Genomic DNA, 25,192 nt, shown 5'->3' on the forward strand with positions numbered 1-25,192 from the left:
GGCTTCTTCTTGGCAAAAATACCCGAATCCGCTGCTTCAGACATGCGCCACCTCCATGTCATGCGCGCCGCCCATCATCAGGCCGATTTCCTCCACGCTCAGCCCCGCGGCGGGGCGGGCGGGCGACAGCCGTCCCTCGTTGAGCGCCGCAAAGCGGTCGGAGATTTCCATGAGCTCGTCAAGGTCCTGGCTGATGCACAGGATCGCCGTGCCCTCGGCGGCGAGATCGAGCAGCGCCTGCCTGATCGCGGCGGCGGCGGCGGCATCGACGCCCCAGGTGGGTTGGTTGACGACGAACACTTCGGGCCGTTGCAGCACCTCGCGCCCGATCACGAATTTCTGAAGGTTGCCGCCGGAGAGCGCCCGCGCGGCGGTCTCGGGGCCGGGAGTGCGCACGTCGAACCGCACGATGACCGCCTCAGCGAAGGCGCGTGCAGCCCGCCAACGGACGAAACCGCGGGCGAGCAGCCCCTCGCGGTCGGCACCGGTAAGAAGGGCGTTTTCCGTCAGCGTCATGTCCGGGGCGGCGGCGTGTCCGAGCCGCTCCTCGGGGGCGGTGAGCAGGCCGCGACGCCGCCGCTCGGCGGGGCCAAGATGCCCGACGGGTGCGCCGTGGAGCCGCACTGTGGGCGCATTGGTCGTGATCTCGCCCGAGAGTGCGGCGAGCAACTCGTCCTGCCCATTGCCCGCAACGCCGCCGATTCCGAGGATTTCGCCCCGTCTGACGGTGAACCCGATCGACTTGAGCGCGGTGCCAAAGGCCGAGGGTGCGGGCAGCGACAGCTCCTCAACTTCGAGCGCTACCTCGCCCGGCGCGTGCGCGGTGCGCGCAGGCGCGGCGAAGGTCGAGCCGACCATCATCTCGGCCATCGCGCGCGCCGAAGTCTCACGCGGGGTACAGGTGCCCACGTTGCGCCCCTGCCGCAGGATTGTGGCGTGATCGCACAGCGCGCGAATCTCCTCGAGCTTGTGCGAGATGTAGAGGATAGCCACGCCCTCGGAGGCAAGCCGGCGCAGCGTTTCGAACAGTATCTTCACCTCTTGCGGAGTGAGCACCGAGGTGGGTTCGTCCATGATCAGCAGGCGTGGCTCCTGCAACAGGCAGCGGATGATCTCGACGCGCTGACGCTCGCCCGCCGACAGATCTCCGGTGAGGCGGCCCGGATCGAGCGGCAGGCCGTAGGTTTCCGACACCTCGCGGATGCGGGTGGCAAGGGTGCGCAGGGGCGGCGGGTGTTCCATCCCGAGCGCCACGTTCTCGGCCACGCTGAGCGCGTCGAAGAGAGAGAAATGCTGGAATACCATCGCCACGCCCGCCGCACGCGCCGCCGACGGGTTCGCGGGGGCGAAGGGCGCGCCGCGCAAGCTCATGCTGCCGCTGTCGGGCTTGACCAGTCCGTAGATCATCTTGACGAGGGTCGACTTGCCCGCGCCGTTCTCGCCCAGCAGCGCGTGAACCTCACCCTCGCGGATATCGAAGGACACGGCATCATTGGCGATCACGCCGGGATAGGCCTTGGTCACGTCTGAAATGGAGAGCAATGTCTGCGTCACGCGTTCCTTCCCCGGTGGCGGTATCACCTGCCCACCCATGACTAGCCCAGTCGCGCCGCCCGCGGCAATGCCTTGCAGGAGACGGGAGGCGCAAAGATCGGGAAAGCAGAAGGACCGGCGGCCCCCTTGTCGATCACGGTTTCTTTAGCAGCCGGGCGCGTCCCTTGACCCACCGCACCCTGATACGCAACCCAGTGACCGTGATCGGGGGTGCAAAGCCCCCTTGAGCACGGGAGAATCCACTATGAGTGAAGAAACGTTCAAGGAACTCGGACGAAGCTGGGGTCAGGGGATTTCGATCGGCATCTGCGTGGCGGTCCTCACGGCCGTGGTTTCGATCCTGGCCAACCGCTCGGGCATGGCGCCCTTTCCGCAACCTCCGGCTCTGGCCTTCGCGGAAACGCTGGCCGGACGGGAATTGCCGATGCCGGTGGGGCTTTTGTTTCACACCGTCTATGTGACCGGCTGGTCCGCGCTTTTCCTGCGCTGCTCGCCGTGGCAGGGCGCGGGCGCCATCGTCGTGTTGTCTCTGCTGCTGTGGGGCGGGGTGTTGCTGGTGTTCTTCCCCGTTGTCGGTTGGGGCTTTTTCGGTCTCGGTGTCGGACCGCAGATGATCCCCGGATCGTTTGTGCCGCATTTCCTCTTCGGGCTGTTTCTCTGGGGGCTCGACCGGGTCTGGCCTAGGTGAACAGAGACGGCTTTCCGCCGTCCACATGCCGGGCTAGGATCGGGGCATGAGTAATGCCCCCCGATTCATCCACCTGCGCGTGCACAGCGAGTATTCGCTGCTCGAAGGGGCGGTGCGGCTCAAGAAGCTGCCGGGCCTGTGCGAGACGGCCGGAATGCCCGCCGTGGCCGTCACCGACACCAACAACATGTTCGCGGCGTTGGAGTTTTCCGTTACCGCGCAGGCCGCGGGGGTGCAGCCGATCATGGGCTGCCAGGTGGATCTCGCCTATCAGGAGCCGGTGCCGGGCGAGCGACCGAGACCGCCGGCGCCGGTGGTTCTTCTGGCGCAGGACGAGCGCGGTTACGGCAACCTGCTGAAGCTCAACTCGTGTCTCTACCTGCGTGGCGATGGGCAGGTGGCGCATGTTACCCTCGATGAGATCGAAGCCCATGCCGAGGGTGTGATCTGCCTGACCGGTGGCCCGGATGGCCCGGTAGGTCGCCTGTTGCAGGGTGGGCAGCGCCCGGCGGCTGAACAGCTCTTGCAGCGGCTTAAGGCGGCGTTCGGCAACCGCCTCTATGTCGAGTTGCAGCGCCACCCCGGCGAGGACGGCGCGCCCGAGTCCGAGCGGCTGACCGAGCGGGGCCATGTCGAGATGGCCTATGCGTTGGACCTGCCATTGGTGGCCACCAACGATGTCTATTTCCCAAAGGCGGACATGTACGAGGCACATGATGCGCTCCTGTGCGTGGCCGACGGGGCCTATGTCGATCAGAACGCGCCGCGCCGCCGCCTGACGCCGCAGCATTACTTCAAGAGCCAGGACGAAATGGCCGCGCTCTTTGCCGATCTGCCCGAGGCGCTGGAGAATACTGTCGAGATCGCCCGGCGCTGCGCCTTTGGCTGCTACAAGCGCGATCCGATCCTTCCGCGTTTTGCCGATGACGAGGTAGACGAGCTGCGCCGTCAGGCACGCGAGGGCCTGGAAAAGCGGCTCGCCGTCATTCCCCACGCGGCGCCCGTGGAAGAGTACGAGAAACGGTTGGAGTTCGAGCTTGGCATCATCGAGGGGATGGGCTTTCCCGGGTATTTCCTGATCGTTGCCGACTTCATCAAATGGGCCAAGGGACGGGATATCCCGGTGGGCCCCGGGCGCGGCTCGGGGGCGGGGAGCCTGGTGGCCTATGCGCTTACCATCACCGATCTCGACCCGCTGCGCTACAAGCTGCTGTTCGAGCGGTTCTTGAACCCCGAGCGCGTCTCGATGCCGGATTTCGACATCGACTTCTGTATGGACCGCCGCGAGGAGGTGATCGCCTACGTGCAGCAGAAATACGGGCGCGACAAGGTAGGGCAGATCATCACCTTCGGCGCGCTTCTGTCCAAGGCGGCGGTGCGCGACATCGGCCGCGTTCTGCAGATGCCCTACGGGCAGGTCGATCGCCTCTCCAAGATGATCCCGGTCGAGGGGGTCAAGCCCGTCTCGATCGAGAAGGCGCTCGCCGACGAGCCGCGCCTGCGCGAGGCAGCACAGGCCGAGGAGGTGGTGGATCGGCTGCTCACCTACGGCCAGCAGGTCGAGGGGCTGTTGCGCAACGCCTCGACCCATGCCGCGGGCGTGGTGATCGGCGACCGCCCGCTCGACGAGCTTGTCCCGCTTTACCAGGACCCGCGGTCGGATATGCCGGCCACGCAGTTCAACATGAAATGGGTAGAGCAGGCGGGGCTGGTCAAGTTCGACTTTCTGGGTCTGAAAACCCTGACCGTCATCCAGAACGCCATCGAGCAGATACACGCCGAGGGGCGCGACCTTCACATCGCTGCCGATGGCAGCACAATCTATCAGCCCTTCGAGGGGGCCGAGAACGATATCGGGCAAATCCCGCTCGATGACCCCAAGACTTACGAGCTTTACTCCCGCGCCCGCACGGTGGCGGTGTTCCAGGTGGAAAGCTCGGGCATGATGGACGCACTCAAGCGCATGAAGCCCACCTGTATCGAGGATATCGTGGCGCTCGTCGCGCTCTATCGCCCCGGCCCGATGGAGAACATCCCGAAATATTGCGAGGTCAAGAACGAGCTGAGCGCGCGCGATTACCTGCACCCCTCGGTCGATCACATCCTCGACGAGACGCAGGGCATCATCGTCTACCAAGAGCAGGTGATGCAGATCGCGCAGGAGATGGCGGGCTATTCACTCGGCGGCGCCGACCTCCTGCGCCGCGCGATGGGCAAGAAGATCCAAGAGGCGATGGATGCCGAGCGGCCCAAGTTCATCGAGGGCGCCAAGGCCAACGGTGTCGATGATGCCAAGGCGCTCGAAGTATGGAACCTGCTCGACAAGTTCGCCAATTACGGCTTCAACAAATCCCACGCTGCGGCCTATGCGGTGGTCAGCTATCAGACCGCTTGGCTCAAGGCCAATCACCCGGTGGAGTTCATGGCGGGTGTCATGAATTGCGACATCCACCTCACCGACAAGCTCGCCGTCTATTTCGAGGAGGTGAAGAAGGGGCTCGCGCTCGACTGGGCCGCGCCCTGCGTGAACCGGTCGGCGGCAGATTTCGTGGTGCGCGGGGGGGTGCTGCATTACGCGCTCGGCGCGCTCAAGAACGTGGGTGTCGAGGCGATGAAGCTCATCGTGGTGGGGCGGGGTGAACGGCCCTTTGCCACGCTTCACGATTTCGCCCGGCGGGTCGATCTAAAGCGGATTGGCAAACGGTCGCTGGAAATGCTGGCGCGGGCGGGCGCCTTCGATGCGCTGGATCGCAACCGCCGCCGTGTGTTCGAGAGCATTGACGCGTTGATGAACTATTCGGCGGCGATACATGAGCAGAAGAATTCGAACCAGGTCTCGCTCTTCGGCGATGCGGGCGAGGACTTGCCCGAGCCCCGCCTCGCACCGGTGGAGGATTGGCTGCCCGCCGAGCGGCTGACCGAGGAATTCAAGGCCGTGGGTTTCTATCTCTCGGGCCATCCGCTCGACGATTACATGGCCGTGCTCAAGCGGCAGGAGGTCAAGACGCTCGACGAGGTGATGACGCGCGCCGAGCGGGGGCCGTTCCTTGCCAAGATGGCCGGGGTGGTGGCCGGGCGGCAGGAGCGGAAATCGGCGCGCGGCAACCGCTTTGCCTTTGCCCAGCTCAGCGATCCGACCGGTAGCTACGAGGTCACGCTGTTTTCAGAGGTGCTGGAGAAGTCCCGCGATTTTCTCGAGGCTGGCGCGCAGGTGGTGATCACCGCCGAGGCGACGATGGAGGCGGACCAGTTGAAGCTGTTGTGCCGAACGGTGCAGCCTGTTGACGGCATGGTGGCCGATGCCGGGGCGGTCGGGCTGTGCGTTTTTGTCGATCAGGTCGAGGCAATAGGCTCGGTTGCGGCGGTGCTGGACGGCGCGGCCAAATCTGTGCGAGGGGCGCGGCCCGGTCCGATCCGGTTCCGGCTCCTTGGCGCAGGGCTGCCCGGCGAGGTGGAGATCGACAGCGGCGCGGAATACCCCGTCAACCCGCAGATCAAGGGCGCAATCCGAAGCCTGACCGGCGTGGTCATGGTCGAGGAGATATAGCCCGGTGCGCTTAAGCTGATATTAACCGGCGCGGGGCGAGGCTCGGTCATGCGGTGGATCGCGCTCGTCCTCATGCCCATGCTGGCCGCCTGTTCGCATCCCTCCCCGGCGTTCTGGGGCGTGGCCCCGGTGCGCGTCAGCGTCGGGCAGAGCACCTTTGACGTGCGGATCGTGGGGCGGCACGCGCAGGCGATCCGGCTAAGCCGGGAATGGGCACCGCGCACGATCTCCGTCGCGCCGCGCGCCGCCGCCGCCATCGCAGAAGTCAGCGGCTGCGCGGTTCCCCGCCTCTGGGGCGACCAGGCGATGCTGGAGGCGGCGCTTGTCTGCGGGCCGGGCGCCTCCGCGCGGCGTGGCGTACCGCGCGTGCAAGAATGCCGCGTGGTGCCGACGCGCAGGCGGTGGACCGAAATGGCCTGCACCCCGCGAGCGGAGGATTAGCCGAGCGATTTTTCCATGAAGATCGAGCTGGCCGCATCCGGGTAGTCGCCGAATGGCCCGCGCCGCACGAAGCCGTGGCGCGCATAGAGCCGTAGTGCCGAGCCGAGCCGGTCGCCGGTCTCGAGCCGCAGGAGGGGCAGGCCATTTGCCCGCGCCTCGGCCTCGATCCGAGCGAGCAGCGCCTCGGCCACGCCTTGTCCACGCGCCTCCTCGGCCACGAACATGGATTTCACCTCGCCATAGCCCTCGCGCAGGGCAAGCGCGCCGGTGCCGAGCGTCTCGTCGCCCCGCTTCGCCACGAAGAAGCGTATGTCGGGGGTGCAAAGCGCGTCTGTGTCGAGAAAGAAATTGTCCTCGGGGGGAAACAGGGTGCGCATGAGATCGTGCGATTGCCGCAGCAGCGCCCCCACCGCCGCGTCGCGCGGGTCGCCAGGGGTAATGGTGAGGCCGGACGGGTCGTGCATGGCGCAGGTTTACGCCGAGCCTGCGCATCCTGCAAGCGGCCTGACAGCGGGAAGGCACGCAATATACTGTGGATAAGCGGTCAACCTTTCCCATATCCTGTGTTTCCATGTTGACAGCCCCGCCCGTGGCCCAGCACACTTCCCTATCATCGGAATCATCCATCCCGGGGGCGCGCTGGCGTGCAGTTCTCCAAGCTCAGACTGACCGGTTTCAAGAGCTTCGTCGATCCCACCGACCTGGTGATCGCCGATGGGCTCACCGGTGTCGTAGGCCCCAATGGCTGTGGCAAGTCCAACCTGCTAGAGGCGCTGCGTTGGGCGATGGGAGAAAATCGCCCGACCGCGATGCGCGGCGACGGGATGGAGGACGTGATCTTCGCGGGCTCTGCGAGCCGCCCGGCGCGAAACTTTGCCGAGGTCGTGATCCATCTCGACAATTCCGACCGGCGCGCGCCGGCCGGGTTCAACGATGCCGATCACCTAGAGATCACCCGCCGGATCACCCGCGACGTAGGCTCGGCCTACAAGCTCAACGGCAAGGACGTGCGTGCGCGCGACGTGCAAATGCTGTTCGCCGATGCCTCGACCGGCGCGCATTCCCCCGCGCTTGTCAGGCAGGGGCAGATTGCCGAGTTGATCAACGCGCGCCCCAAGGCGCGGCGGCGTATCCTCGAGGAGGCGGCTGGGATTTCCGGCCTCTACCAGCGCCGCCACGAGGCGGAACTGAAGCTGCGTGGGGCCGAGACCAACCTCACCCGCGTCGATGACGTGATCGAGCAACTGGCGCAGCAGATTGCGCAATTGGCGCGGCAGGCGAAGCAGGCGGCGCGCTATCGCCAGATCGGCGAGGAACTGCGCCGCGCCGAGGGGCTGCTTCTGTGGCGGCGCTATTCGGAGGCTGACGAGGCCCACACGGCGGCCGAGGCGGCCCTGCGCGAGACCACGACCGAGGCTGCCCGTGCTGAAAGGGCGGCCCGCGAGGCGGCCCGCCTGCGCGCAGAGGCCGATGATGCCCTGCCCCCCCGGCGCGAGGAAGAGGCGGTCGCTGCCGCGATCCTCCAGCGGCTCGGTGTGCAGCGCGACACGATCGCGGAGCAGGAAAACACCGCGCGCGAACGGATCACCACGCTCGAGGCGCGTATCACCCAGCTTGATCGGGACATGGAGCGAGAGGCGGGGCTCAACCGTGACGCGCAGGAGACCGTCGAGCGCCTCGAATGGGAGGCAGCAGAGCTTGCCAAGGCATCGGAGGGTCACGAAGCGCGCCTTGCCGCAGCGGCTGAGGAGGCGAGAGACGCGGCCCGCATCCTCGAGGCGCGCGAGGCGGACCTGAGCCGACTGACCGAGGACATGGCCCGCCTCTCGGCGCGGCACCAATCCGCGCAGCGCCTGATTGACGACAACCGCAAGACCTTGTTGCGTAGCGATGCCGAGGCCGAACGCGCGCGCACCGCGCAACGTGAGGCGCGCACGGCCGAGCAGGAGGCGGTGGCCACCTACACCGCCGCGAAGGCGGCCGAGGCGGAGGCGGTGGCCCGCGCGCAGGCGGCGGAGGCTGCGCTCGTGGAGGCTGACGAGGCGCGCGCCGCGGCGCAGTCCCGCGAGGCCGAGGCCCGCGCCGCCCGGTCCGAGGCCGAAGGCGAGCTGGGCGCGTTGCGTGCCGAAGCGTCGGCGCTGGCGCGGCTCGTCGAGCGCGACACGGCCGAGGGTGGCCAGATCATGGACCTGTTGCAGGTGGCTCCCGGATACGAGAAGGCGCTGGGTGCCGCGCTCGCCGACGATCTGCACGTGCCCGAGGTGGAGGAGGACGGGCCTTCGGGCTGGCGCGACCTGCCCGGCTATTCCGCGCCGCAGCCGCTTCCCGAGGGGGTGACGGCGCTTGGCAACCATGTCACCGTGCCGACCGTGCTGGCGCGCCGGATCGCGCAAATCGGCCTTGTCGAGCCCGAGGACGGCCCGCGCCTTCAGCCATTGCTGAAGCCGGGGCAGCGTCTGGTCAGCCGCGATGGCGATCTGTGGCGCTGGGATGGGTTCCGGACATGGGCCGAGGATGCCCCCTCTGCCGCAGCGCTGCGACTGGAGCAGCTCAATCGCCTCGAGGATCTCAAGCAGCAACTTGAGCAGGCAGAGGCCCGGGCCGACGGGGCCGCGCGCGCACACGATGCGTTGCGCGCCGCGCTGACCGCGCGCACCGATGAGGACCGCGCCGCACGCGAGGCGCGCCGCGCTGCCGATGCTGCCGTGACCGAGGCAAGCCGCGCGCTGAGCCGGGCCGAGGCCGACCGCAACCTCGCCGCCTCGCGGCTCGAATCGCTGGGCCTTGCCGCCGCGCGCCACGAGGAAGAAGCGGAGGCCGCCCGCGCCGCGTTGACTGAGGCAGAAGCGGCGCTCGCGGAGCTTGGGGACCTGTCCTCGGCTCGGGCCGAACTGGAGGATATCAAGACCACGGTCGAGGCCTCGCGGATCACCATGATGACGCGGCGCACGGCAGCTGACGACCTGCGCCGCGAAGGCGAGCGGCGCACGGCTCGCGGACAGGAGATCGCCCGCGAGGTGAGCGGCTGGCGGCACCGGCTCGAGACCGCCGCGACGCGCGGTGCCGAACTTGCTGAGCGCAAGGCGACCTCGGAGGCGGAGCTGGCCGAGGCGCGGACCACGCCCGAGACACTGGCCGCGAAACGCGCCGAATTGAGCGCGGAGATCACCCGTGCCGAGGCACGCCGCGCCGCTGCGGCGGACGCGCTTTCCACTGCCGAAGCGCGCGCACGGCAGGCCGCCGCCGATGAGCGCGACGCCGAGCGCCATGCGTCAGAGGCGCGCGAGGCCCGTGCCCGCGCCGAGGCTCGGCGCGATGGCGCGCGCGAGAGTTGTGAATTGGCCGCGGAGCGGATCATGGAGGGGCTTGGCCTGACACCCGTGGCATTGCGCGAAACGCTCGAAGTGGACCCGGCGGCGATGCCCGCCTCGGAGGCGATCGAGGCCGACGTGGCGCGGCTCAAGCGGCAGCGCGACGCGCTTGGGGCGGTCAACCTGCGCGCCGAGGAGGATGCGCGCGAGGTCGAGGCCGAACACGCCTCGCTGACCGGGGAAAAGGCCGATCTGGAAGAGGCGATCAAGACCCTGCGCGGGGGCATCGCGAGCCTAAACCGCGAGGGGCGCGAACGGCTTTTGACCGCGTTCGAGCAGGTGAACTCCAACTTCACCCTGCTGTTCCGGCACCTCTTTGGCGGCGGCGAGGCCAACCTCGTGCTGGTCGAAAGCGACGATCCTCTGGAGGCGGGACTGGAGATCATGTGCCAGCCGCCGGGCAAGAAGCTCTCGACGCTGAGCCTGCTGTCGGGGGGCGAACAGACGCTGACGGCGCTGGCGCTGATCTTCGCGGTGTTCCTGGCCAACCCGGCGCCGATCTGCGTGCTCGACGAGGTGGACGCGCCGCTCGACGACGCCAACGTCACGCGGTTCTGCGACCTGCTCGACGAGATGTGCCGCCGCACCGAGACGCGGTTTCTCATCATCACGCATCACGCCGTGACGATGAGCCGAATGGACCGCCTCTTTGGCGTCACGATGGCCGAGCAGGGGGTAAGCCAGCTCGTGTCTGTCGATCTCAACAAGGCTGAGGCGATGGTGGCGTGAGCCTTGCAGCCATATTATTAATTTTAACCTTTCCTTCACGCTGCTTACAGACTGTACTGTTGCTGCAGTCCATAGCAGCAGAAGGAGGTGATCAGACTGAATGAAACCGATTTCCGAAAATGGATGGTTTTTCTGGCGGCGGGAACGCTGTTGGTTACAGTCATCCGGCTTTTGATGGGGTTCTGAGCCCCTGAAAAAGTAAAGACCCTGCGGAGTAGCCGCTCCGCAGGGTCACGTTTTCGGTGCTCAGACTGAAAACAACTTCCGAATAATCGGTATACTGCCCATTCCTTAGCGAAAAGTAAAGCTCTGGCCGCGCAAACGAAAACGCCGCCCCGAGGAGCGGCGCTGCTGGTTCGCGATACGCGCGACTTATCAGAAGCCGAGGCCCGCGTACTTGTTCTTGAACTTCGACACGCGACCGCCAGCATCGGTGAGGCGGGTGCCGCCGCCGGTCCAGGCAGGATGCACGGACGGGTCGATGTCGAGCGACAGCGTCTCGCCCTCGGACCCGTAGGTGGAGCGCATCTGCACGACGGTGCCGTCGGTCAGCTTGACGTCGATGATGTGGTAATCGGGATGGATGTTTTTTTTCATCGTGCCAGTCCTTACGCCGACTTGCCCTTGAGGGGCTTGTAGTGGGTGTCTTCCGCGATCCGGGCGGATTTGCCCCGGCGCGAGCGCAGATAGTAGAGCTTGGCGCGGCGCACACGGCCGCGGCGCACAACCTCGATGTTCTCTATATTGGTCGAGTAGAGCGGGAACACGCGCTCCACCCCTTCGCCAAAGGAAATCTTGCGCACGGTGAACGAGCCGGCGACGCCCTTGCCGTTCTTGCGGCTGATGCAGACGCCTTCGAAATTCTGCACGCGGCTCCGGGTGCCTTCGGTCACCTTGTAGCCGACGCGAATCGTGTCGCCGGCCTTGAAATCGGGAATGGTCTTCCCGAGCGAGGCGATCTGTTCCGCATCCAACTGAGCGATAATATCCATCGCTGCATCTCCTGGTTTGCTTGCGGTTTGGTCCGCAAAGATGTGTCGCGTCCTTGAGAGCTCTTGGTCTTCTTCCGGGTCCGCGGATGCGCCCGCCAGAGATCAGGTCGTCATTTCGTTTGTCGGCGTTCGCCGTGGCTGCCGTGATCGACCGAAGAAAGCCGAACGAAAGGAAGCCACAGGAAACATGCCCGCAACCGCCAAGGCGATTCCAGACCAGAGGCGTATAGGCGGGTTCGCGGCGGCGATCAACCCTTCGGTTCAGAATTCCACGCCAGCCTGTGCCTTGATGTTCTGCTCGCGGAAGGGGTGCTTGACCTCGGTCATCTCGCTGACCAGATCGGCGATCTCGATCAGCGGCGCCTTGGCGCTGCGGCCGGTCAGCACGACATGGGTCATTGGCGGCTTTTCCTCGGCGAGGAAGCGCACCACGTCGTCGATGTCGAGATAGTCGTAGCGCAGGGCGATGTTGATCTCGTCCAGAAGCACCATGCGGTTTCTCTCGTCCCGGATCAGGTCCTTGGCCTTGTCCCATGCTGCCTGCGCCATCTCTGTGTCGCGGTCGCGGTCCTGCGTCTCCCAGGTGAAGCCTTCGCCCATGACGTGAAAGGCGCAGATATCGGAAAATCGCTCCTTGAGCACGTCGCGCTCGCCGCTCTGCATCGAGCCCTTGATGAACTGCACCACCGCACAGGGCATCCCGTGGCCGATGCAGCGCAGGATCATGCCAAAACCCGAGCTGCTCTTGCCCTTGCCGTTGCCGGTATGGACGATGATTAGCCCCTTCTCGCCCGTCTTGTGTTTCATCAGCCTGTCGCGGGCGGCCTTGATCCGCTTCATCTTTTCGGTATGGGCCTGTGAGTCGGTGGTCATCGGCGGCTCCTGTTCCTGCGCGTCAAACCTGACCTAGCCCGGTCGTGCCCGGTGCCGCAAGTCAGTCGCTTTCATCCGCGCGCGGGGAAAGATGTGCTTGCCACAGGTCGGGCCGGCGTTCGGCGGTGAGGTGCTCGGACATCTCGCGCCGCCAGCGGGCTACGCGGCCATGATCGCCCGAGGTGAGCACCTCGGGGATGGTGTGCCCCCGCCATTCGGCGGGGCGGGTGTAGTGGGGGTGTTCCAGAAGCCCCTCGGAAAAGCTCTCTTCCTCGGTCGATGCCTCGTTGCCGAGAACGCCGGGCAAAAGCCGCACGCAGGCGTCAATCACCGCCTGCGCGGCGATCTCTCCGCCGGTCATGACGAAATCGCCGAGGCTGATTTCCTCGATGTCGTAATGGTCGATAACCCGTTGATCCAACCCCTCGAATCGCCCGCAGATGAGCGTGACACCGGGGCCTGCCGCGAGCCTGCGCGCGCGTGCCTGCGTGAGCGGGGCTCCGCGGGGGCTGAGATAGATCAGGGGCTGGTCGGGCGGCGTGCCGGCCTGTGCCGTGTCGATGGCGCGGCCCATCACGTCGGCGCGCAGCACCATGCCCGCGCCGCCGCCTGCGGGGGTGTCATCGACGTTGCGGTGCCGCCCTTCGCCGAAGTCGCGCAAGTCGATGGTATCGAGCGACCAAAGCCCCTCACGCAGCGCGCGGCCGGTCAGGCTCTCGCCGAGGATGCCGGGAAAAGCCTGCGGTAGCAGGGTGATGACGCGCGCGGTCCACACCCCGGCGAGCGTCGGGGCAGGCGTGATCAGGTCGCGGGGTTGCGCCGAAGGGCGGATGCTCTTGCGACCGTGGGATCGGGGGGTGTCGGTCATGGCGATCAGAATATCCCCTCGGGAGGGTCGGCAACGATCCGGCCAGCGGCGAGATCGACGGTCGGCACCGCGTCGCGGGTGAAGGGCAGAAGCACGGTGCGGCTCTCGCCCGGTACCTCGATCTCGAGCAGGTCCGAGGCCCCGTGGTTGAGCACCGCGCGCACGCGGCCCAGCAGCGCACCACCGCTGTCATGAACGGAAAGTCCAATGAGATCAGCGTGATAGAATTCGTCCTCGGGCAGGTCCGGCAGGCGCTCGCGCGGCACGTAGAGGCGCGTGCCGCGCAAGTGTTCGGCCTCATCCCGCGTCCTGACGCCCGACAGCCGCGCGGTGAGCGCACCCGACGTCTGTCCGGTGAGGGTGACGTCGAAGCTTCTTTTGCCGTCCTCCGTGGTGAGCGCGCCATAGGCGGCGATGTCCTCGGCTTGGGCGGTGAAGCTCTTGAGCCGCACCTCGCCATGGACACCGAATCCCCCGGCTATGGCGCCGACGCAGACCTTGTCGCTCATGGATGGACCCTTTCGTTGCGGGGTATCATCGTGTCTCTACCGGGACATCCTGACGGCGGTCTTCCCATCCGGCAAGCTCGAGCTCAGGGGTGTCGCTGTCGGTCTCGGGCCAGCCGATGCAGAGATAGGCGACGAGGCGCCAATCTTGTGGAATATCAAGGTCTTGGGAAAGGCGGGCGGGGTCGAGGATCGACACCCAGCCAAGGCCGAGACCGCGGGCACGGGCGGCGAGCCAGAATTGCGTGATCGCGCCCACCACCGAATAGCGGCGCGCCTCGGGCATGGTCTGCGCCCCGAGTCCGGCGCCCTTGTCCGTGCCCTCGTCGCAGAAAACGGCGAGCTGCACAGGGGCTTCCTGCATGCCCGAAAGCTTCAAGCCGCTGTAAAGGCGTGCCTTTTCCCCCGCGTAGCCGTCGAGCGCGGTGGCGTTGGCGGCGGTGAAGTTCGCCAGCGCGGCGGCGCGGGCGGCGTCGGATTGCACGCGGATCACGCGCCACGGCTCGCTCAACCCCACCGAGGGCGCGAGGGTGAAGGTGGCGAGGCAATCGCGCAGGATCGCCTCGTCCACCGGGCCGGTGCGAAAGCGGCGCACGTCGCGCCGCCAACGCATCAGCCGCAGCAGATCGGCCTGGAAGTCGATGGAAAACTCTGACATTCCAGTGCCTTACATATCTTACTCTTCCGCTGGTGCCTCGGCGGCGGCGGCGGCTTTCTCGGCCTTCTCGGCGGCGCGTTCCTGTGCCTTCTTGCCGGGCTGGGCCTTTTTCATGTTGGCGCGTTCGGCCTTTTCGCGGACGCCGGCGGCCTCCAACATGCGGGCGATGCGGTCCGTGGGCTGCGCGCCCTTTTCGAGCCAGTGCTGGATGCGCTCGACATCCATCTTGACGCGGTCCTCGCTGTCCTTGGGCAGGAGCGGGTTGTAGGTGCCCAGCTTCTCGATGAAGCGGCCGTCGCGCGGCATGCGGCTGTCGGCCGCGACGATGCGGTAGAAGGGGCGTTTCTTGGAGCCACCACGGGCAAGGCGGATTTTCATGGCCATTTTGATTTCTCCTTTAATGGCAGGGGTTTGGTGAGGTGTAATCCCACCTTACGATTGCTGCTTTCGGTGATGACGGATCACCTCGGCGATGATGAAGTTGAGGAATTCGCGGGCGAATTCCGGGTCGAGATCAGCGGCGTTCGCCAGCTCTTCGAGCCGTTCGATCTGTGCGGCTTCGCGCGCGGGATCGGACGGGGGAAGGTCGTGCGCGGCCTTGAGCCGGCCCACGGCTTGTGTGTGTTTGAAACGCTCTGCGAGCGTGAAGACGAGGATCGCGTCGAGGCGGTCGATGCTCTCGCGGTGCTCGGCCAGAAGCTCAGCGGCGCGGGTGGTCGTGGCGTCAGGCATCACGGCCTCCATGCAAGGCGAACCTCACGGTTCGCGCGCCGAACCGCACGGTTCGGCCTGTGCGGCGGACGGTGGGGCAAGGATCAGTCAACGGGCATCCCCCTCGGTTTGAACAGCGGATCGCAGTAGTGGTTGATTTCCAGTTCGATGCCGTCGCGGATCTGCCCCGATGCGGCGGCACCGGGGGCGGGGTGGCGATAGACCGCGTCGGAGCCGTCGATGGTCGCGGCATCGTGGTCCTTGGTGCAGCCCAAACGCTCGGCGAGGCGGATCGAGTCGAGGTTCTTGGGGTCGATATAGCTCACCGCGCCGTCCCAGCCCTGATGTTCGTAGAAATGGCGGCGCACGGCGTGGGTGGCCTCGAGCGCGTAGCCGCGCCCGGCCTTGTCGGGCCAGATGATCCAGGCGATCTCGCGCTCGGGCCATTTCGCGGGGAACCAGCCGCCGGTCATGCCGAGGGTCTCGTCGGTTGCCTTGTCGTGGATCATCCACATGCCGAAGCCGCGGATCGCCCAGTGGCCGATCTCGGCAGCGTAGAGCATCCATGCCTCGTAGCCGTTGAGAGGCCCGCCCATGAATCGCGAGCGGTAGGAGGCGAAGGTCGCCTTGAAATCGGGGTAATCGTCCACCTCTGGCCCGCGCAGCACGAGGCGGCGGGTCTCGATCACCGGGATGTCGGGATAGTTGGTCATGCGTAAGCCTCGACCGAGCCATCGTCGTCGCGGCCCAAGGCTGCGTCGGGGCCGGGGTGGCGATAGAGGTAATCGCGGCCCATGTGGATGTTTTCGTATTCGCGCTCGAACCAGCAGCCCAGACGTTCGGCCAGCGCGATGGAGCGGGTGTTGCCGGGCACGATGTTGGAGGTGAGCGTGGTCAGGCCGAGATCCTCGTAGGCATAGCGGCGCGCGCGCATCGCGGCCTCGTAGGCGATGCCGCGGCCCTCGAACCCGTCGAACACCACCCAGCCCAGTTCCGGTTCGGGCCAGCCTTCGGGATACCAGATGCCGGTGATGCCGGCGGGCTGGCCGGTCTCGCGGTCCTCTATCGTGAAATAGCCGTGGCCGTGGATGTGCCAGTGCCCGACGTTGAGCGCGAACCAGCGCCATGCGTCGCCGCGGTTGGGGGACGCGCCGAAGCCCGCTGCGCGCTCCTGATCGAGCAGGAAGGCGATCATCGGCTCGATGTCGCGCGGTTCCGGCCCGCGCAGGATCAGGCGGGGCGTGTCGAGCACGGGGGCGTTGGTGAGGGTCATGGGCGGGCCCCCGTTGAATCTGGATATTTTTGGCAAGATGAAGTCATGGGGCTATTTCTTCTTGCCAAAACCCGAGAGGCCGGGGGGCAGGCCCATGCCGCCGCCCATGCCGCCGGGCAGTTTGCCGCCCATGGCGCGGGCGGCTTCTTCCATCGCCTTGGGGTCGTTCATGTCGGGCATGCCGCCGCCCTTGCCCATCATGCCGCCAAGCGCCTGCTTGAGCATGCCCTTGCCGCCCTTCTTGCCGAGTTTCTTCATCATGTCGGCCATCTGGCGGTGCATTTTCAGCAGCTTGTTGAGGTCCGACACCTCTTGCCCGGCGCCCGCGGCGATGCGTTTCTTGCGGCTGGCCTGCAACAGGGCGGGGTTGGCGCGTTCCTTTTTCGTCATCGACTGGATGAGGGCGATCTGGCGGGTGATCATCTTGTCGTCGAAGCCGGATTCCTGCACCTGCTTGGCCATCTTGCCCATGCCGGGCATCATGCCCATCAGCCCTTCCATGCCGCCCATCTTCTGCATCTGTTCGAGCTGGCTGCGCAGGTCGTTCATGTTGAACTGACCCTTTTGCATCCGGCGCATCATGCGCTCGGCCTGTTCGGCCTCTAGCGTTTCCTGCGCCTTTTCCACGAGGCTGACGATGTCGCCCATGCCGAGGATGCGGCCGGCGATGCGCTCGGCCTCGAACGTCTCGATGGCGTCCATCTTCTCGCCCAGGCCGACGAAGCGGATCGGCTTGCCGGTGATGGCGCGCATGGAGAGGGCGGCACCGCCGCGCCCGTCGCCGTCCATCCGGGTGAGCACCACGCCGGTCACGCCGATCTTGTCGTCGAACTCGGTGGCGACGTTGACGGCATCCTGACCGGTGAGGCCATCGACCACGAGGAGCGTCTCGCGCGGGTTTGCCACGTCGCGCACCGCCGCCGCCTGCGCGATGAGTTCGGCGTCGATGTGGAGGCGGCCTGCCGTATCCAGCATGTAGACGTCGTAGCCGCCCAAGGAGGCTTGGGTCTTAGCGCGTTTGGCGATGGCGACGGGGTCTTCGCCCTTGACGATGGGCAGGGTATCGACGCCGATCTGTTTACCCAGAATGGCGAGCTGTTCCATCGCGGCGGGGCGGTTGGTGTCGAGCGACGCCATCAGCACGCGCTTGCCGTCGCGCTCTGTCAGGCGCTTGGCGAGCTTGGCGGTGGTGGTGGTCTTGCCCGAGCCCTGAAGGCCGACCATCAGGATCGGCGCGGGCGGGTTGTCGATCTTGAGGGCGCCGGGATCGCCCTCGCCGCGCAGCGTGTCGATGAGCGCGTCGTGGACGATCTTGACGACCTGCTGGCCGGGGGTGACGGATTTGGTGACCGCCTGGCCGGTGGCCTCTTTCTCAACCCGCTTGATGAAGTCGCGTGCCACCGGTAGCGAGACGTCGGCCTCGAGCAGGGCGACGCGCACCTCGCGCAGGGCGGTCTTGACGTCGTCTTCGGAGAGCGACCCCTGCCGGGTGAGCCGGTCGAGGACGCCGGAGAGGCGCTCGGACAGGTTTTCGAACATCGCTCGCGCTCCTTCGCGCCGGTTGCATGGCTGTCACCCGAGATGGGGGTGACGTCTCAAACGATAAATGCCCCCGTGGGCGCAATGCGCTGACGGGGGGCGATCCCGGGCATTCAGCCCAAGGGACCGGAAGCGGCAAGCCTCCGGGGATTGGGGGCGTTTACGCCGGGCGTGCGGGCGAGTCAAGGTGAAGCGCGGCGGTCAGGCCCACCCCGCGTTACCCCGTCTTTTCCACGTTCACCTGGTGCGGATAGGGGATCGAGATGCCGCCCGCGTCGAATGCCTCCTTGACCGCCTTGGTCATGTGGAATTTCAGATCCCAGTAATCGGCGGCGTCGCACCACAGCCGCACGCCGATATCGACGCTGCTGTCGCCGAGGTTCACCACCCGCGCCCATGGCTCGGGATCGTCATGCACGCGCTCGTCGGCGCGCGCGAGTTCGAGGATGATCCCGATCGCGCGATCCGCGTCGTCGCCGTAGTCGATGCCGAAGCCGAGATCGCAGCGCCGCGTGGCGTGGTGCGAATAATTGGTGATGATCGCCCCCCATGCCTGTCCGTTGGGCACGATGATCTGCACGTTGTCGGGCGTCGAAAGCTCTGTGATGAAGAGGTTGAGATCGACCACCGTGCCGGAGGTGCCGCCGATATCGACGTATTGGCCCATCTTGTAGGGGCGGAACAGGATCAGCATGAACCCCGCCGCGAGATCGCTCAGTGTGCCCTGGAGCGCGAGGCCGATGGCGAGGGTTGCCGCGCCCAGAACCGCGACGAGGCTGGTGGCCTCGATGCCGAAGATGCCCAGGACCGCGATGAGCACCATGAGCAGGATCACCCATTTCACGACGGAGACGGCGAAATTGCCGATGGTCTTGTCGATGCGGGGGCTGGCGGTGACGCGGCGGCGCACCGTTGCGCTGACCGCTCCGGCGACGATCCAGCCCACCACAAGGACCGCCAGCGCCTTGGCCGCGGCGATGACGAGCGGGGCATAGCCGCCCAGAGATGAAAGGATGTCCTGCATTTGGATCTCCGTCTGTACGAATGAACTGTCCACAGCCTTGCAGCAGGACCGCCGGTTTCGCAATGGCGCGGCCGTCGCCGGATGCGAGATCGTGCGTCTTGCGCCCGTCGCACCCGCCGTCTATCCCGCCCGCGTCTCCACCACCGCGCTCTTTTCCAGCGTGCGGTGCACCGGGCAGCGGTCGGCAATTTCCATCAGGCGCGCGCGCTGATCCTCGTCGAGGTCGCCCTCCAGCCGGATCACCCGCAGGAAGCGGTCGGCCTTGGCCGTGCCGCGGCTGTCGGCGTCCTGCGCGTGGACCTTGTCGTGGCAGACATCGACGCTGACATGGTCGAGTGGCCATCGCTTGCGTCGGGCATACATGCGGATGGTCATCGAGGTGCAGGCCCCGAGACCGGCGGCGAGAAAACCATAGGGTGACATGCCGCGATCGGTGCCGCCATAGGCCTCGGGTTCGTCGGCCAGAACGTGGTGCGACGGCCCGGCGTTCACGTCCTGCAAGAAGCCGCCGGGATTGGCCTCGCTCACCCGCACGACGCCCTCGGGTGCGCCCGGTGGCGGGGCGGGGGTGCGCAGGTCGAGGTATCGCGCTGCCCATGCGGCGATCACCTCTGCGGCGTATTCGGCATCTCCCGGATCGGTCACCAGGTGGTCGGCCCCGTCGAGGGTGACGAAGCTCTTGGGATGCTTTGCCACCTTGAAGATCTCGGCGGCGTTCTCGATCCCCACCACTGCGTCGCGCGGCGCGTGCATCACCAGCAAAGCGCGCCGCAGGCCCTCGATTTTCGGGGCAAGCCGTTCGGCGCGCACGTCCTCGACGAAGCCTTGCCCGATGCGGATCGCCCGCCCGCCAAGCGTGACCTCGGCCGCGCCCTCGGCCTCGATCCGGTCCAGCGCGCCGGCGAAATTATGGGTGACGTGGCCGGGATCGAACGGCGCGCCGATGGTGACGACCGCGCGCACGCTGTCGATACCGCCCGCCGCCGCCAGCACCGCCGCACCGCCAAGGCTGTGCCCGATCATCAACCCCGGCGCCATGCCGCGCGCGGCCAGCGCCGCCGCCGCGAGTTCGAGATCGGCCACGTTCGAGGCAAATGACGTGTTCTCGAATTCGCCACCCGAATGACCCAGCCCGGTGAAATCGAAACGCAGCACGGCGATGCCGGCACCGGCCAGCCGCGCCGCGATGCGGCGCGCGGCGGGAATGTCCTTGGAGCAGGTAAAGCAATGCGCGAAGAGGGCCGTGGCCAGATGCGGTCCCTCGGGCAGGTCAAGCCGCGCGGCAAGCTCGTGGCCGTCATGGCCCGCGAAGGTGAAGCGTTCGGTGGGCATATCCCCGTCCCCTTTCAATTCCGTCGCCTAGAGACTAGGCGCGCGGTGCCGCGGCTTCCAGCATCGGGCGCGGGTCGTCACGCGATGGTGAGGCTTCGTGGTTTTCGCATCGAATTGACCACATTATCCCGGCGCGCCGCCACCCGTCATTAACCCGGATCGCGCCATGTTGAAACGGGGCGCAACAGGAGGGTGAGAGATGACTTGGCGCGTGCGCACGAAAGGGGATGTGTGGCGATTCACCGTGGCGATCTCGGTGATCGTTCTGCTGGGCAGCCTGGGCCTGCGCTTCGGGATGCTGCCGCCCGATCTCGCCGCGCGCACGCTCGTTCCCGGGTCGGCGATGGCGTTGATGCTCGCCGCGCCGATCGCGTGGTTCGTGGGCCGCCGGATGTACGAGGTGCACCGCCTCGGCACGCGGCTGGAACACGCGATCAACCACGACCTGCTCACTGGCGTGCACACGCGCAGGGCGTTTTACGAGCGCACCGGACCGATGACCGCGGGGGCCTGTGCGGTGATCGTCACGGATATCGACAATTTCAAGGGGTTCAACGACCGTTACGGCCATTTCGCGGGCGACCAGGCGCTGCGCCAGTTCGCCGCCATGCTGACCGGGAATTGCCGCCATGCCGATATCGTCGCGCGGTTCGGCGGCGAGGAATTCGTGATCGTGCTGCGCGACGTGGGTGCCGATGAGGGGCTCGCCGTGGCCGAGCGGCTCGCCGCGCGGGTCCGTGCCTCGGCGATCTACCACGGCGCGCATACCCTGCGTCTGACGACGAGTTTCGGGGTTGCGGCGCTGCCGCCCGGCGGCGACATGGATACCGCGATCCAGCAGGCCGATCGCGCGCTCTACCGTGCCAAGCACGCCGGGCGCGACCGCGCCTTGCTCTACGATCCGGGCTGTGACGATGCGGCGATCCCGATGGGAACGGCGGCGGAATGAGGGCTGAAGAAGGGAACACGGTGCATAACGAAATTTGATGATTAACACTATAAACATTTGTTTTGGTGATTGAAGGCGCGGGTCTATCTATCCTTGTACCATGCTCAAGGAAAGGACAGCACAATGCCCCAGGATATCTGCCTCCCCCCGGCCTCTCGCACCGGTCGCGTTCCCCGTTTTACAGTGACACTTGGCCTTGCGGCGTTGCTGATGGCGGTGATCGTCTCCGGCGAAACCCCGGAACCGCGCAACGTCGAGGGGGCCGAGCCCGCCTACGAGGACTGGCACGGCAATGTCCGCCGGTCGCGCTGACCGGCGTCAGTCGCCCATCAGCGCCGCATCGAACGGATAGCGCGTCAGGTTCTCAAAGCCGTCCTCGGTGATGAGAACCTGGTCCTCCAGCTTGATCGAGAAATCGCCGCCAACCTCGCCCACCAGCGCCTCGACGCAGAGCACCATGCCCGGTTCCAGCACGTAGTCGAAGGCCCCCTCGACCATCTTTTCGGGGTAGGCCACCAGCGGCCACTCGTCGCACAGCCCCACCCCGTGCATGAGGCAGCCGTACTTCTGCGCCTGGAATTTCTCGTCCAGGACGTGGGTGTTGCGGCTCAGGTCCTGGATGTTCACGCCCGGCTTCAGCATCTCCATGTTGGTGCGGATATGCTCCACCGCGTGCTGCATGGCATAGACCATGTCCGGGCGCGGCCGCTGATCGCCGATCCACCAGCTGCGCGAGATGTCCACGCAGATGCCATAGCTGCCGATCAGGTCGGTGTCGAAGCTGATGATCTCGTTTCGCTGGCACACCCGCGGCCCGCATTCCTGGAACCACGGGTTGCTGCGCGGTCCCGAGGCCAAGAGCCGAGTTTCGATCCACTCGCCGCCGCGGCGGATGTTCTCGGCGTGCAGCACGGCCCAGATGTCATCCTCGCAGGTTTTGCCGTCGCCCACGTTGGCGCGGGCGAAATCCTCCATCGCGCGCACGGCCCGCTCGCAGGCATGGCTCGCGCAGCGCATGGCGCGGATCTCGTCGGGGCCCTTGACGCTGCGCGCCTTTTCGGTGACCTCCTCGCCCTCCATGATGGTGAGTCCTTGCGCCTCTAGCGCGCGAAGCCCGTGGATCATCGGCTTGTCCACGGCGAGCCGCGTGTTGCCGGGGGCGTGTTCGGCCAAGATCGTGCGGACGTCACCCGCGAACAGGTCGGCGGCCACGTCCACCTTGTCGCCCCGGTCGAAATAAAACAGGTCCGCGCCCGAGCGAACCTCGGCCACCAGCGGGTTGAAGGAGGACAGGAACGGCGCGTTCTTGTAATCCCACATCACCATGTGGCCATCGGCACAGAGCAGCAGCGCGCGAAACGGGTTATGCGCGTTCCAGAGCTGCATGTTGGTGCTGTCGGTGGCGTAGCGGATGTTGAGGGGATCGAACATCAGGAGGCCCGCGTAATCTCGGTCCACGATGTGCCGCGTGAGCCGCGCCCAGCGATAGCGGCGCATCGCCTGCAAGTCCGGCAGCTCCAGCCCCGCCGCCGCCCATTCGTCGAAGGCGAGCCGCGTCGGCCCGATCTCGATCCGGTCGGCATCGTTGGGGGTATTGTCGCCAAGCGTGGTGCCGCGTGTCGGGTCGATCTTGCGGGTATCGCGATAGTGGCGGTTCATCGGTTGGTCCTCCCTCCCGCCAGATTGGCAAGCGGCGGGTATTGCCCGCGCGCCGGATTGCGACGCGGGCCAATGTCGATTTTCGCCCTTCGTGACGCAGGGTCCGGCTTGCACGCGCCGCCGTGCGGCCCATGCTCGGCCGTGACCGCAACGCGCGCGAAGCAAGGACCATAGTGCCCATGAGCCCCCTCATCGCCGAATATGTCGCTACGCTCGGGCCTCGGGCCACGGGTCGGATCCGGGGCCGTGCCCGACTGGAAATCGCGGATCACGGCAGCGTGCTGCTGAGCGAGGCGGGGGCCGAGCCGGGCACGTCCGACGCCGCTGCCGACGTCGTGCTCGGCGCCAGCGACGCGGTGTTTCGCGCGATCCTGTCGGGCGCGCAGAACCCGATTACCGCCTACATGACCGGCAAGCTGCGGGTGGAGGGCAACGTGCAGCGCGCGCTCAAGGTGTCGGGCATCCTCACCGGGTCATGAGCCGCAGCATCCTTTGCCCGCCTGGACAGGCGGGCAGGGCACCGTGCCGTAGGAGCAGAACACGCAGCAATCGCCCGGTTGCGGGTGCAGCACCGCGCCGCAGGCGCTGCATTCGTGGAACCATTGGCAGGAGTCGGTGGGCATCTCCAGATCCTCGGCGGCGCCGCAATGCGGGCAGGTCAGCCGTGAGGACAGGCTCATTTGCGGTTCTTGCGGCGCCATAGCGTAACCCCCGTGAAGATCAGAAATCCGGCCAGCAGCGGCAACAGCACCGCGTCGCGATAGAGAACGCCGATCAGTCCCGACAGGCCAAGCGCCCCGAGCACCCACGGCAGGAGCGGTGTCACGCAGCAAAGTGCGGTGATCGTGGTCCCCCCAAATCCGAATGCCAGTCGCCAATCCGCCATACGCTGCCCGTCTGGGTCAGTTCTCGGCACAGTCTACATCCTGTCGCCGCTACTGGATCAAGGGGATATCGGTCACATTGACATGATGGGCGCTCATTCCGGGGGGGCGAACAACCGGTCCCGCGCGCAAACCGTCAGATGCGCAGGAAGGGTTGTGCCAGACGCGGGATCACCCCGCGGAAGCGCAGGGGGGCGTCGGTAGCGGCGAGGCAGATGCAATCCGCCCCGATATCGGCGACCGGCATGTGGTGGAGATCCTCGTCGGCGATTTCGATATCGCCGGGACCGTAGCGGTCGGTTTCGTCCACGAAGGCGCCTTGCAGCACCAGTGTCAGTTCCGTGCCGCGGTGTCCATGATCGGGGACCGCCGCGCCCGCCGGGATGAACAGAAGCCGTGCCGTGGCGTCGCGCGAGGTGGGCAGGATCGCCTGTTTCACCCCCATGCCGATGGACCGCCAGCGCACATCGTCGAGATCGCCGCCCACGTAATCGCAAAGCGGCGCGGGCAGCACGCCGCGTCTGCGCGGCGCGGGGGTGTTGACGACGGGCGCGCCGTTGCGGATGCGCGCCATTGTCTCGTCAAGGCTATCGGGGGCCATCGCCACGGTATCGGCCCGTTCCAGGACCGCGCCGCCAAGGCTCTCGTAGGCGCCGAGCCGCGCGCGGCAGTCGTCGCACATCGAGACATGCGTGGCCACGGCCAGGCTGAACGCTTCGGGCAATGCGCCCGCAGAATAAGCCATCAGCAGCTTGTCGGTCAGGTGGTGGTTGATGTCATGCATGGTCATGGTCGTCACTTCATTGCGTGGCGCAGACGGTCGAGCGCCAGTCTGATGCGGGATTTGATGGTGCCGAGCGGCAGGCCGGTCTCTGTGGCGATCTCGGAATGGGTGAGATCGCCGAAATAGGCCTTTTCGATCAGCACGCGCTGTTTCTCGGGCAGGGCGGCCAGCGCTTCGCCCAGTTGTTTGCTTTCCTGTTGCAGGGCCAGCGCATCGGCCTGGTCGGGCTCTGGCTCGGGGCCCCAGGGCAGGTCTTCGGGCTCGGGGTGTCTTGTGCGGCGAAGCACGTCGATGCGCCGGTTACGCGCGATGGTGAATATCCACGTTGCCACCGAGGCGCGGTTCGGATCGAACAGGTGCGCCTTGTGCCATAGCGTCGCCATCGTCTCTTGCGCGCATTCCTCGGCCAGCGTGGCATCGGCGCCCGAGCGCATGAGGAACGCCTTTACCCGCGGGGCGAAGTGGCCGAACAGGCGGGCGAAAGCCGCCTCGTCACGTGCGTCGCGCACCGCGATCATGGACGTCACCCAAGCGTCCTGGCCTCTGGTCATCCGGTCCTTTGATACCACGCTGCTGTCCGCTCCCTTGCGTCTGTCAGCGTGCCACATAGCACGTAGGCGTGCGGGCGGCGAGGGGGGGGCGACGCGGGCGGCGGTCGCGGGGAGTGTTTCGGTGAACATGCCCCTGTTACGCACCGCGCACCGGGCCGGATCACTTTGCCGGGCTGACCACCGTTCCACGACCGTGTCGCACGCATTCTAATCCGGTGGCGACCGTGCCGCGTAAACGTGGGAAGTGTTTTGATAATGA

The 25,192-nt window shown here is 66.5% G+C and carries 27 protein-coding genes; 7 read left to right on the forward strand and 20 right to left on the reverse strand.

What is annotated here, in order from left to right; all coding sequences use genetic code 11:
• Positions 1-36 precede the first annotated feature (36 nt).
• Positions 37-1,554: an ABC transporter ATP-binding protein gene (locus C6W92_RS00925; protein WP_129431200.1), complete on the reverse strand. Its 1,518-nt coding sequence runs from the start codon at positions 1,552-1,554 to the stop codon at positions 37-39.
• Between the two features lie 244 nt (positions 1,555-1,798).
• On the opposite strand from C6W92_RS00925, the gene C6W92_RS00930 reads away from it, so the two are divergent.
• From C6W92_RS00930 to C6W92_RS00940, 3 genes are read left to right on the forward strand one after another with little or no spacing between them, the layout of a single operon-like run.
• Positions 1,799-2,242: a hypothetical protein gene (locus C6W92_RS00930; RefSeq protein ID WP_129431201.1), complete on the forward strand. Its 444-nt coding sequence runs from the start codon at positions 1,799-1,801 to the stop codon at positions 2,240-2,242.
• A 46-nt stretch (positions 2,243-2,288) separates the two neighbouring features.
• Entirely contained in the window at positions 2,289-5,789 is a 3,501-nt protein-coding gene (gene dnaE / locus C6W92_RS00935) for a DNA polymerase III subunit alpha (RefSeq protein WP_129431202.1), read from the forward strand.
• Between the two features lie 48 nt (positions 5,790-5,837).
• Positions 5,838-6,230: a hypothetical protein gene (locus tag C6W92_RS00940; protein ID WP_129431203.1), complete on the forward strand. Its 393-nt coding sequence runs from the start codon at positions 5,838-5,840 to the stop codon at positions 6,228-6,230.
• On the opposite strand, the gene C6W92_RS00945 is transcribed toward C6W92_RS00940, so the two are convergent.
• Positions 6,227-6,694 (reverse strand): GNAT family N-acetyltransferase, encoded by a 468-nt coding sequence (locus tag C6W92_RS00945; RefSeq protein WP_129431204.1) that lies wholly within the window; start codon positions 6,692-6,694, stop codon positions 6,227-6,229. The two genes, C6W92_RS00940 and C6W92_RS00945, sit on opposite strands and share 4 nt — an antisense overlap.
• Positions 6,695-6,874: 180 nt before the next feature.
• Here C6W92_RS00945 and C6W92_RS00950 point away from each other — a divergent pair, with 180 nt between their 5' ends.
• Positions 6,875-10,330 carry an AAA family ATPase gene (locus C6W92_RS00950; RefSeq protein WP_129431205.1) on the forward strand — a complete coding sequence of 1,152 codons (3,456 nt, stop codon included), beginning with the start codon at positions 6,875-6,877 and terminating at the stop codon, positions 10,328-10,330.
• 375 nt (positions 10,331-10,705) lie between these two features.
• On the opposite strand, the gene rpmE is transcribed toward C6W92_RS00950, so the two are convergent.
• The 13 genes from rpmE to C6W92_RS01015 form a co-directional block, all read right to left on the reverse strand.
• On the reverse strand, positions 10,706-10,927 hold the full coding sequence (gene rpmE, locus C6W92_RS00955; RefSeq protein ID WP_129431206.1) for a 50S ribosomal protein L31: 222 nt from the start codon (positions 10,925-10,927) through the stop codon (positions 10,706-10,708).
• 11 nt (positions 10,928-10,938) lie between these two features.
• Entirely contained in the window at positions 10,939-11,322 is a 384-nt protein-coding gene (rplS, locus tag C6W92_RS00960; protein WP_129431207.1) for a 50S ribosomal protein L19, read from the reverse strand.
• 261 nt (positions 11,323-11,583) lie between these two features.
• On the reverse strand, positions 11,584-12,195 hold the full coding sequence (gene cobO, locus C6W92_RS00965) for a cob(I)yrinic acid a,c-diamide adenosyltransferase (RefSeq protein ID WP_129431208.1): 612 nt from the start codon (positions 12,193-12,195) through the stop codon (positions 11,584-11,586).
• A gap of 61 nt (positions 12,196-12,256) precedes the next feature.
• Entirely contained in the window at positions 12,257-13,063 is an 807-nt protein-coding gene (gene trmD, locus C6W92_RS00970) for a tRNA (guanosine(37)-N1)-methyltransferase TrmD (RefSeq protein WP_129431209.1), read from the reverse strand.
• A gap of 5 nt (positions 13,064-13,068) precedes the next feature.
• Entirely contained in the window at positions 13,069-13,572 is a 504-nt protein-coding gene (gene rimM / locus C6W92_RS00975) for a ribosome maturation factor RimM (RefSeq protein WP_129431210.1), read from the reverse strand.
• 25 nt (positions 13,573-13,597) lie between these two features.
• The gene (gene bluB / locus C6W92_RS00980; protein ID WP_129431211.1) at positions 13,598-14,227 is read right to left on the reverse strand and encodes a 5,6-dimethylbenzimidazole synthase; all 630 of its coding nucleotides are present in this window, start codon (positions 14,225-14,227) and stop codon (positions 13,598-13,600) included.
• Between the two features lie 18 nt (positions 14,228-14,245).
• Positions 14,246-14,611 (reverse strand): 30S ribosomal protein S16, encoded by a 366-nt coding sequence (gene rpsP / locus C6W92_RS00985; RefSeq protein WP_129431212.1) that lies wholly within the window; start codon positions 14,609-14,611, stop codon positions 14,246-14,248.
• Between the two features lie 48 nt (positions 14,612-14,659).
• Positions 14,660-14,959, reverse strand: coding sequence for a chorismate mutase (locus tag C6W92_RS00990; RefSeq protein ID WP_104020091.1), 300 nt, complete (start codon positions 14,957-14,959; stop codon positions 14,660-14,662).
• Positions 14,960-15,042: 83 nt separating this feature from the next.
• The gene (locus C6W92_RS00995) at positions 15,043-15,651 is read right to left on the reverse strand and encodes a GNAT family N-acetyltransferase (RefSeq protein WP_129431213.1); all 609 of its coding nucleotides are present in this window, start codon (positions 15,649-15,651) and stop codon (positions 15,043-15,045) included.
• Positions 15,648-16,211 (reverse strand): GNAT family N-acetyltransferase, encoded by a 564-nt coding sequence (locus C6W92_RS01000; RefSeq protein WP_129431214.1) that lies wholly within the window; start codon positions 16,209-16,211, stop codon positions 15,648-15,650. Before C6W92_RS01000 ends, C6W92_RS00995 begins: the two co-directional genes overlap by 4 nt.
• Before the next feature lie 51 nt (positions 16,212-16,262).
• Positions 16,263-17,750, reverse strand: coding sequence for a signal recognition particle protein (ffh, locus tag C6W92_RS01005; protein WP_129431215.1), 1,488 nt, complete (start codon positions 17,748-17,750; stop codon positions 16,263-16,265).
• Between the two features lie 217 nt (positions 17,751-17,967).
• Positions 17,968-18,774, reverse strand: coding sequence for a mechanosensitive ion channel domain-containing protein (locus C6W92_RS01010; protein WP_129431216.1), 807 nt, complete (start codon positions 18,772-18,774; stop codon positions 17,968-17,970).
• A 120-nt stretch (positions 18,775-18,894) separates the two neighbouring features.
• On the reverse strand, positions 18,895-20,106 hold the full coding sequence (locus C6W92_RS01015) for a bifunctional alpha/beta hydrolase/OsmC family protein (protein WP_129431217.1): 1,212 nt from the start codon (positions 20,104-20,106) through the stop codon (positions 18,895-18,897).
• Positions 20,107-20,305: 199 nt separating this feature from the next.
• Between C6W92_RS01015 and C6W92_RS01020 the strand changes: the two genes are divergently transcribed.
• Together C6W92_RS01020 and C6W92_RS01025 are read left to right on the forward strand one after the other, a co-directional pair.
• The gene (locus C6W92_RS01020) at positions 20,306-21,055 is read left to right on the forward strand and encodes a GGDEF domain-containing protein (protein ID WP_129431218.1); all 750 of its coding nucleotides are present in this window, start codon (positions 20,306-20,308) and stop codon (positions 21,053-21,055) included.
• 123 nt (positions 21,056-21,178) lie between these two features.
• Positions 21,179-21,367, forward strand: a complete 189-nt coding sequence (locus C6W92_RS01025) for a hypothetical protein (protein WP_129431219.1) — start codon at positions 21,179-21,181, stop codon at positions 21,365-21,367.
• A 6-nt stretch (positions 21,368-21,373) separates the two neighbouring features.
• Here C6W92_RS01025 and dddP read toward each other — a convergent pair whose 3' ends face one another.
• Positions 21,374-22,714 carry a dimethylsulfonioproprionate lyase DddP gene (dddP, locus tag C6W92_RS01030; RefSeq protein WP_129431220.1) on the reverse strand — a complete coding sequence of 447 codons (1,341 nt, stop codon included), beginning with the start codon at positions 22,712-22,714 and terminating at the stop codon, positions 21,374-21,376.
• Between the two features lie 179 nt (positions 22,715-22,893).
• On the opposite strand from dddP, the gene C6W92_RS01035 reads away from it, so the two are divergent.
• Positions 22,894-23,193: an SCP2 sterol-binding domain-containing protein gene (locus tag C6W92_RS01035; protein WP_129431221.1), complete on the forward strand. Its 300-nt coding sequence runs from the start codon at positions 22,894-22,896 to the stop codon at positions 23,191-23,193.
• Here the strand turns inward: C6W92_RS01035 and C6W92_RS01040 are convergent.
• The 4 genes from C6W92_RS01040 to C6W92_RS01055 all read right to left on the reverse strand — a co-directional run bounded on the left by C6W92_RS01040 (position 23,188) and on the right by C6W92_RS01055 (position 24,933).
• Positions 23,188-23,394 carry a GDCCVxC domain-containing (seleno)protein gene (locus C6W92_RS01040; RefSeq protein ID WP_129431222.1) on the reverse strand — a complete coding sequence of 69 codons (207 nt, stop codon included), beginning with the start codon at positions 23,392-23,394 and terminating at the stop codon, positions 23,188-23,190. The two genes, C6W92_RS01035 and C6W92_RS01040, sit on opposite strands and share 6 nt — an antisense overlap.
• A complete protein-coding gene (gene merF, locus C6W92_RS01045; protein ID WP_104020104.1) occupies positions 23,391-23,600 on the reverse strand; it encodes a mercury resistance system transport protein MerF in 210 nt (69 codons plus the stop codon). Before merF ends, C6W92_RS01040 begins: the two co-directional genes overlap by 4 nt.
• Positions 23,601-23,734: 134 nt before the next feature.
• Entirely contained in the window at positions 23,735-24,388 is a 654-nt protein-coding gene (locus tag C6W92_RS01050; RefSeq protein ID WP_129431223.1) for a ChrR family anti-sigma-E factor, read from the reverse strand.
• Positions 24,389-24,393: 5 nt separating this feature from the next.
• Positions 24,394-24,933, reverse strand: coding sequence for a sigma-70 family RNA polymerase sigma factor (locus C6W92_RS01055; protein WP_206018391.1), 540 nt, complete (start codon positions 24,931-24,933; stop codon positions 24,394-24,396).
• Between the last annotated feature and the right edge of the window lie 259 nt (positions 24,934-25,192).

The organism is Roseovarius sp. A46, assembly GCF_004126395.1.
Taxonomy (GTDB): Bacteria; Pseudomonadota; Alphaproteobacteria; order Rhodobacterales; family Rhodobacteraceae; genus Roseovarius; species Roseovarius nitratireducens.

Bases quoted from the DNA above. Each gene is read 5' to 3' on its own strand.
- C6W92_RS01015 (WP_129431217.1), bottom strand. From the start codon at position 20,106: ATGCCCACCGAACGCTTCACCTTCGCGGGCCATGACGGCCACGAGCTT.
- rpsP (WP_129431212.1), bottom strand. From the start codon at position 14,611: ATGGCCATGAAAATCCGCCTTGCCCGTGGTGGCTCCAAGAAACGCCCC.
- rplS (WP_129431207.1), bottom strand. From the start codon at position 11,322: ATGGATATTATCGCTCAGTTGGATGCGGAACAGATCGCCTCGCTCGGG.
- C6W92_RS01055 (WP_206018391.1), bottom strand. From the start codon at position 24,933: ATGACCAGAGGCCAGGACGCTTGGGTGACGTCCATGATCGCGGTGCGC.
- C6W92_RS01050 (WP_129431223.1), bottom strand. From the start codon at position 24,388: ATGACCATGCATGACATCAACCACCACCTGACCGACAAGCTGCTGATG.
- rimM (WP_129431210.1), bottom strand. From the start codon at position 13,572: ATGAGCGACAAGGTCTGCGTCGGCGCCATAGCCGGGGGATTCGGTGTC.
- C6W92_RS01000 (WP_129431214.1), bottom strand. From the start codon at position 16,211: ATGACCCTCACCAACGCCCCCGTGCTCGACACGCCCCGCCTGATCCTG.
- C6W92_RS01035 (WP_129431221.1), top strand. From the start codon at position 22,894: ATGAGCCCCCTCATCGCCGAATATGTCGCTACGCTCGGGCCTCGGGCC.
- ffh (WP_129431215.1), bottom strand. From the start codon at position 17,750: ATGTTCGAAAACCTGTCCGAGCGCCTCTCCGGCGTCCTCGACCGGCTC.
- C6W92_RS01020 (WP_129431218.1), top strand. From the start codon at position 20,306: ATGACTTGGCGCGTGCGCACGAAAGGGGATGTGTGGCGATTCACCGTG.
- C6W92_RS00945 (WP_129431204.1), bottom strand. From the start codon at position 6,694: ATGCACGACCCGTCCGGCCTCACCATTACCCCTGGCGACCCGCGCGAC.
- C6W92_RS01040 (WP_129431222.1), bottom strand. From the start codon at position 23,394: ATGAGCCTGTCCTCACGGCTGACCTGCCCGCATTGCGGCGCCGCCGAG.
- C6W92_RS00940 (WP_129431203.1), top strand. From the start codon at position 5,838: ATGCGGTGGATCGCGCTCGTCCTCATGCCCATGCTGGCCGCCTGTTCG.
- trmD (WP_129431209.1), bottom strand. From the start codon at position 13,063: ATGACCGACACCCCCCGATCCCACGGTCGCAAGAGCATCCGCCCTTCG.
- C6W92_RS00990 (WP_104020091.1), bottom strand. From the start codon at position 14,959: ATGCCTGACGCCACGACCACCCGCGCCGCTGAGCTTCTGGCCGAGCAC.
- dnaE (WP_129431202.1), top strand. From the start codon at position 2,289: ATGAGTAATGCCCCCCGATTCATCCACCTGCGCGTGCACAGCGAGTAT.
- dddP (WP_129431220.1), bottom strand. From the start codon at position 22,714: ATGAACCGCCACTATCGCGATACCCGCAAGATCGACCCGACACGCGGC.
- rpmE (WP_129431206.1), bottom strand. From the start codon at position 10,927: ATGAAAAAAAACATCCATCCCGATTACCACATCATCGACGTCAAGCTG.
- C6W92_RS00995 (WP_129431213.1), bottom strand. From the start codon at position 15,651: ATGACCAACTATCCCGACATCCCGGTGATCGAGACCCGCCGCCTCGTG.
- C6W92_RS00930 (WP_129431201.1), top strand. From the start codon at position 1,799: ATGAGTGAAGAAACGTTCAAGGAACTCGGACGAAGCTGGGGTCAGGGG.
- cobO (WP_129431208.1), bottom strand. From the start codon at position 12,195: ATGACCACCGACTCACAGGCCCATACCGAAAAGATGAAGCGGATCAAG.
- bluB (WP_129431211.1), bottom strand. From the start codon at position 14,227: ATGTCAGAGTTTTCCATCGACTTCCAGGCCGATCTGCTGCGGCTGATG.
- C6W92_RS01025 (WP_129431219.1), top strand. From the start codon at position 21,179: ATGCCCCAGGATATCTGCCTCCCCCCGGCCTCTCGCACCGGTCGCGTT.
- merF (WP_104020104.1), bottom strand. From the start codon at position 23,600: ATGGCGGATTGGCGACTGGCATTCGGATTTGGGGGGACCACGATCACC.
- C6W92_RS01010 (WP_129431216.1), bottom strand. From the start codon at position 18,774: ATGCAGGACATCCTTTCATCTCTGGGCGGCTATGCCCCGCTCGTCATC.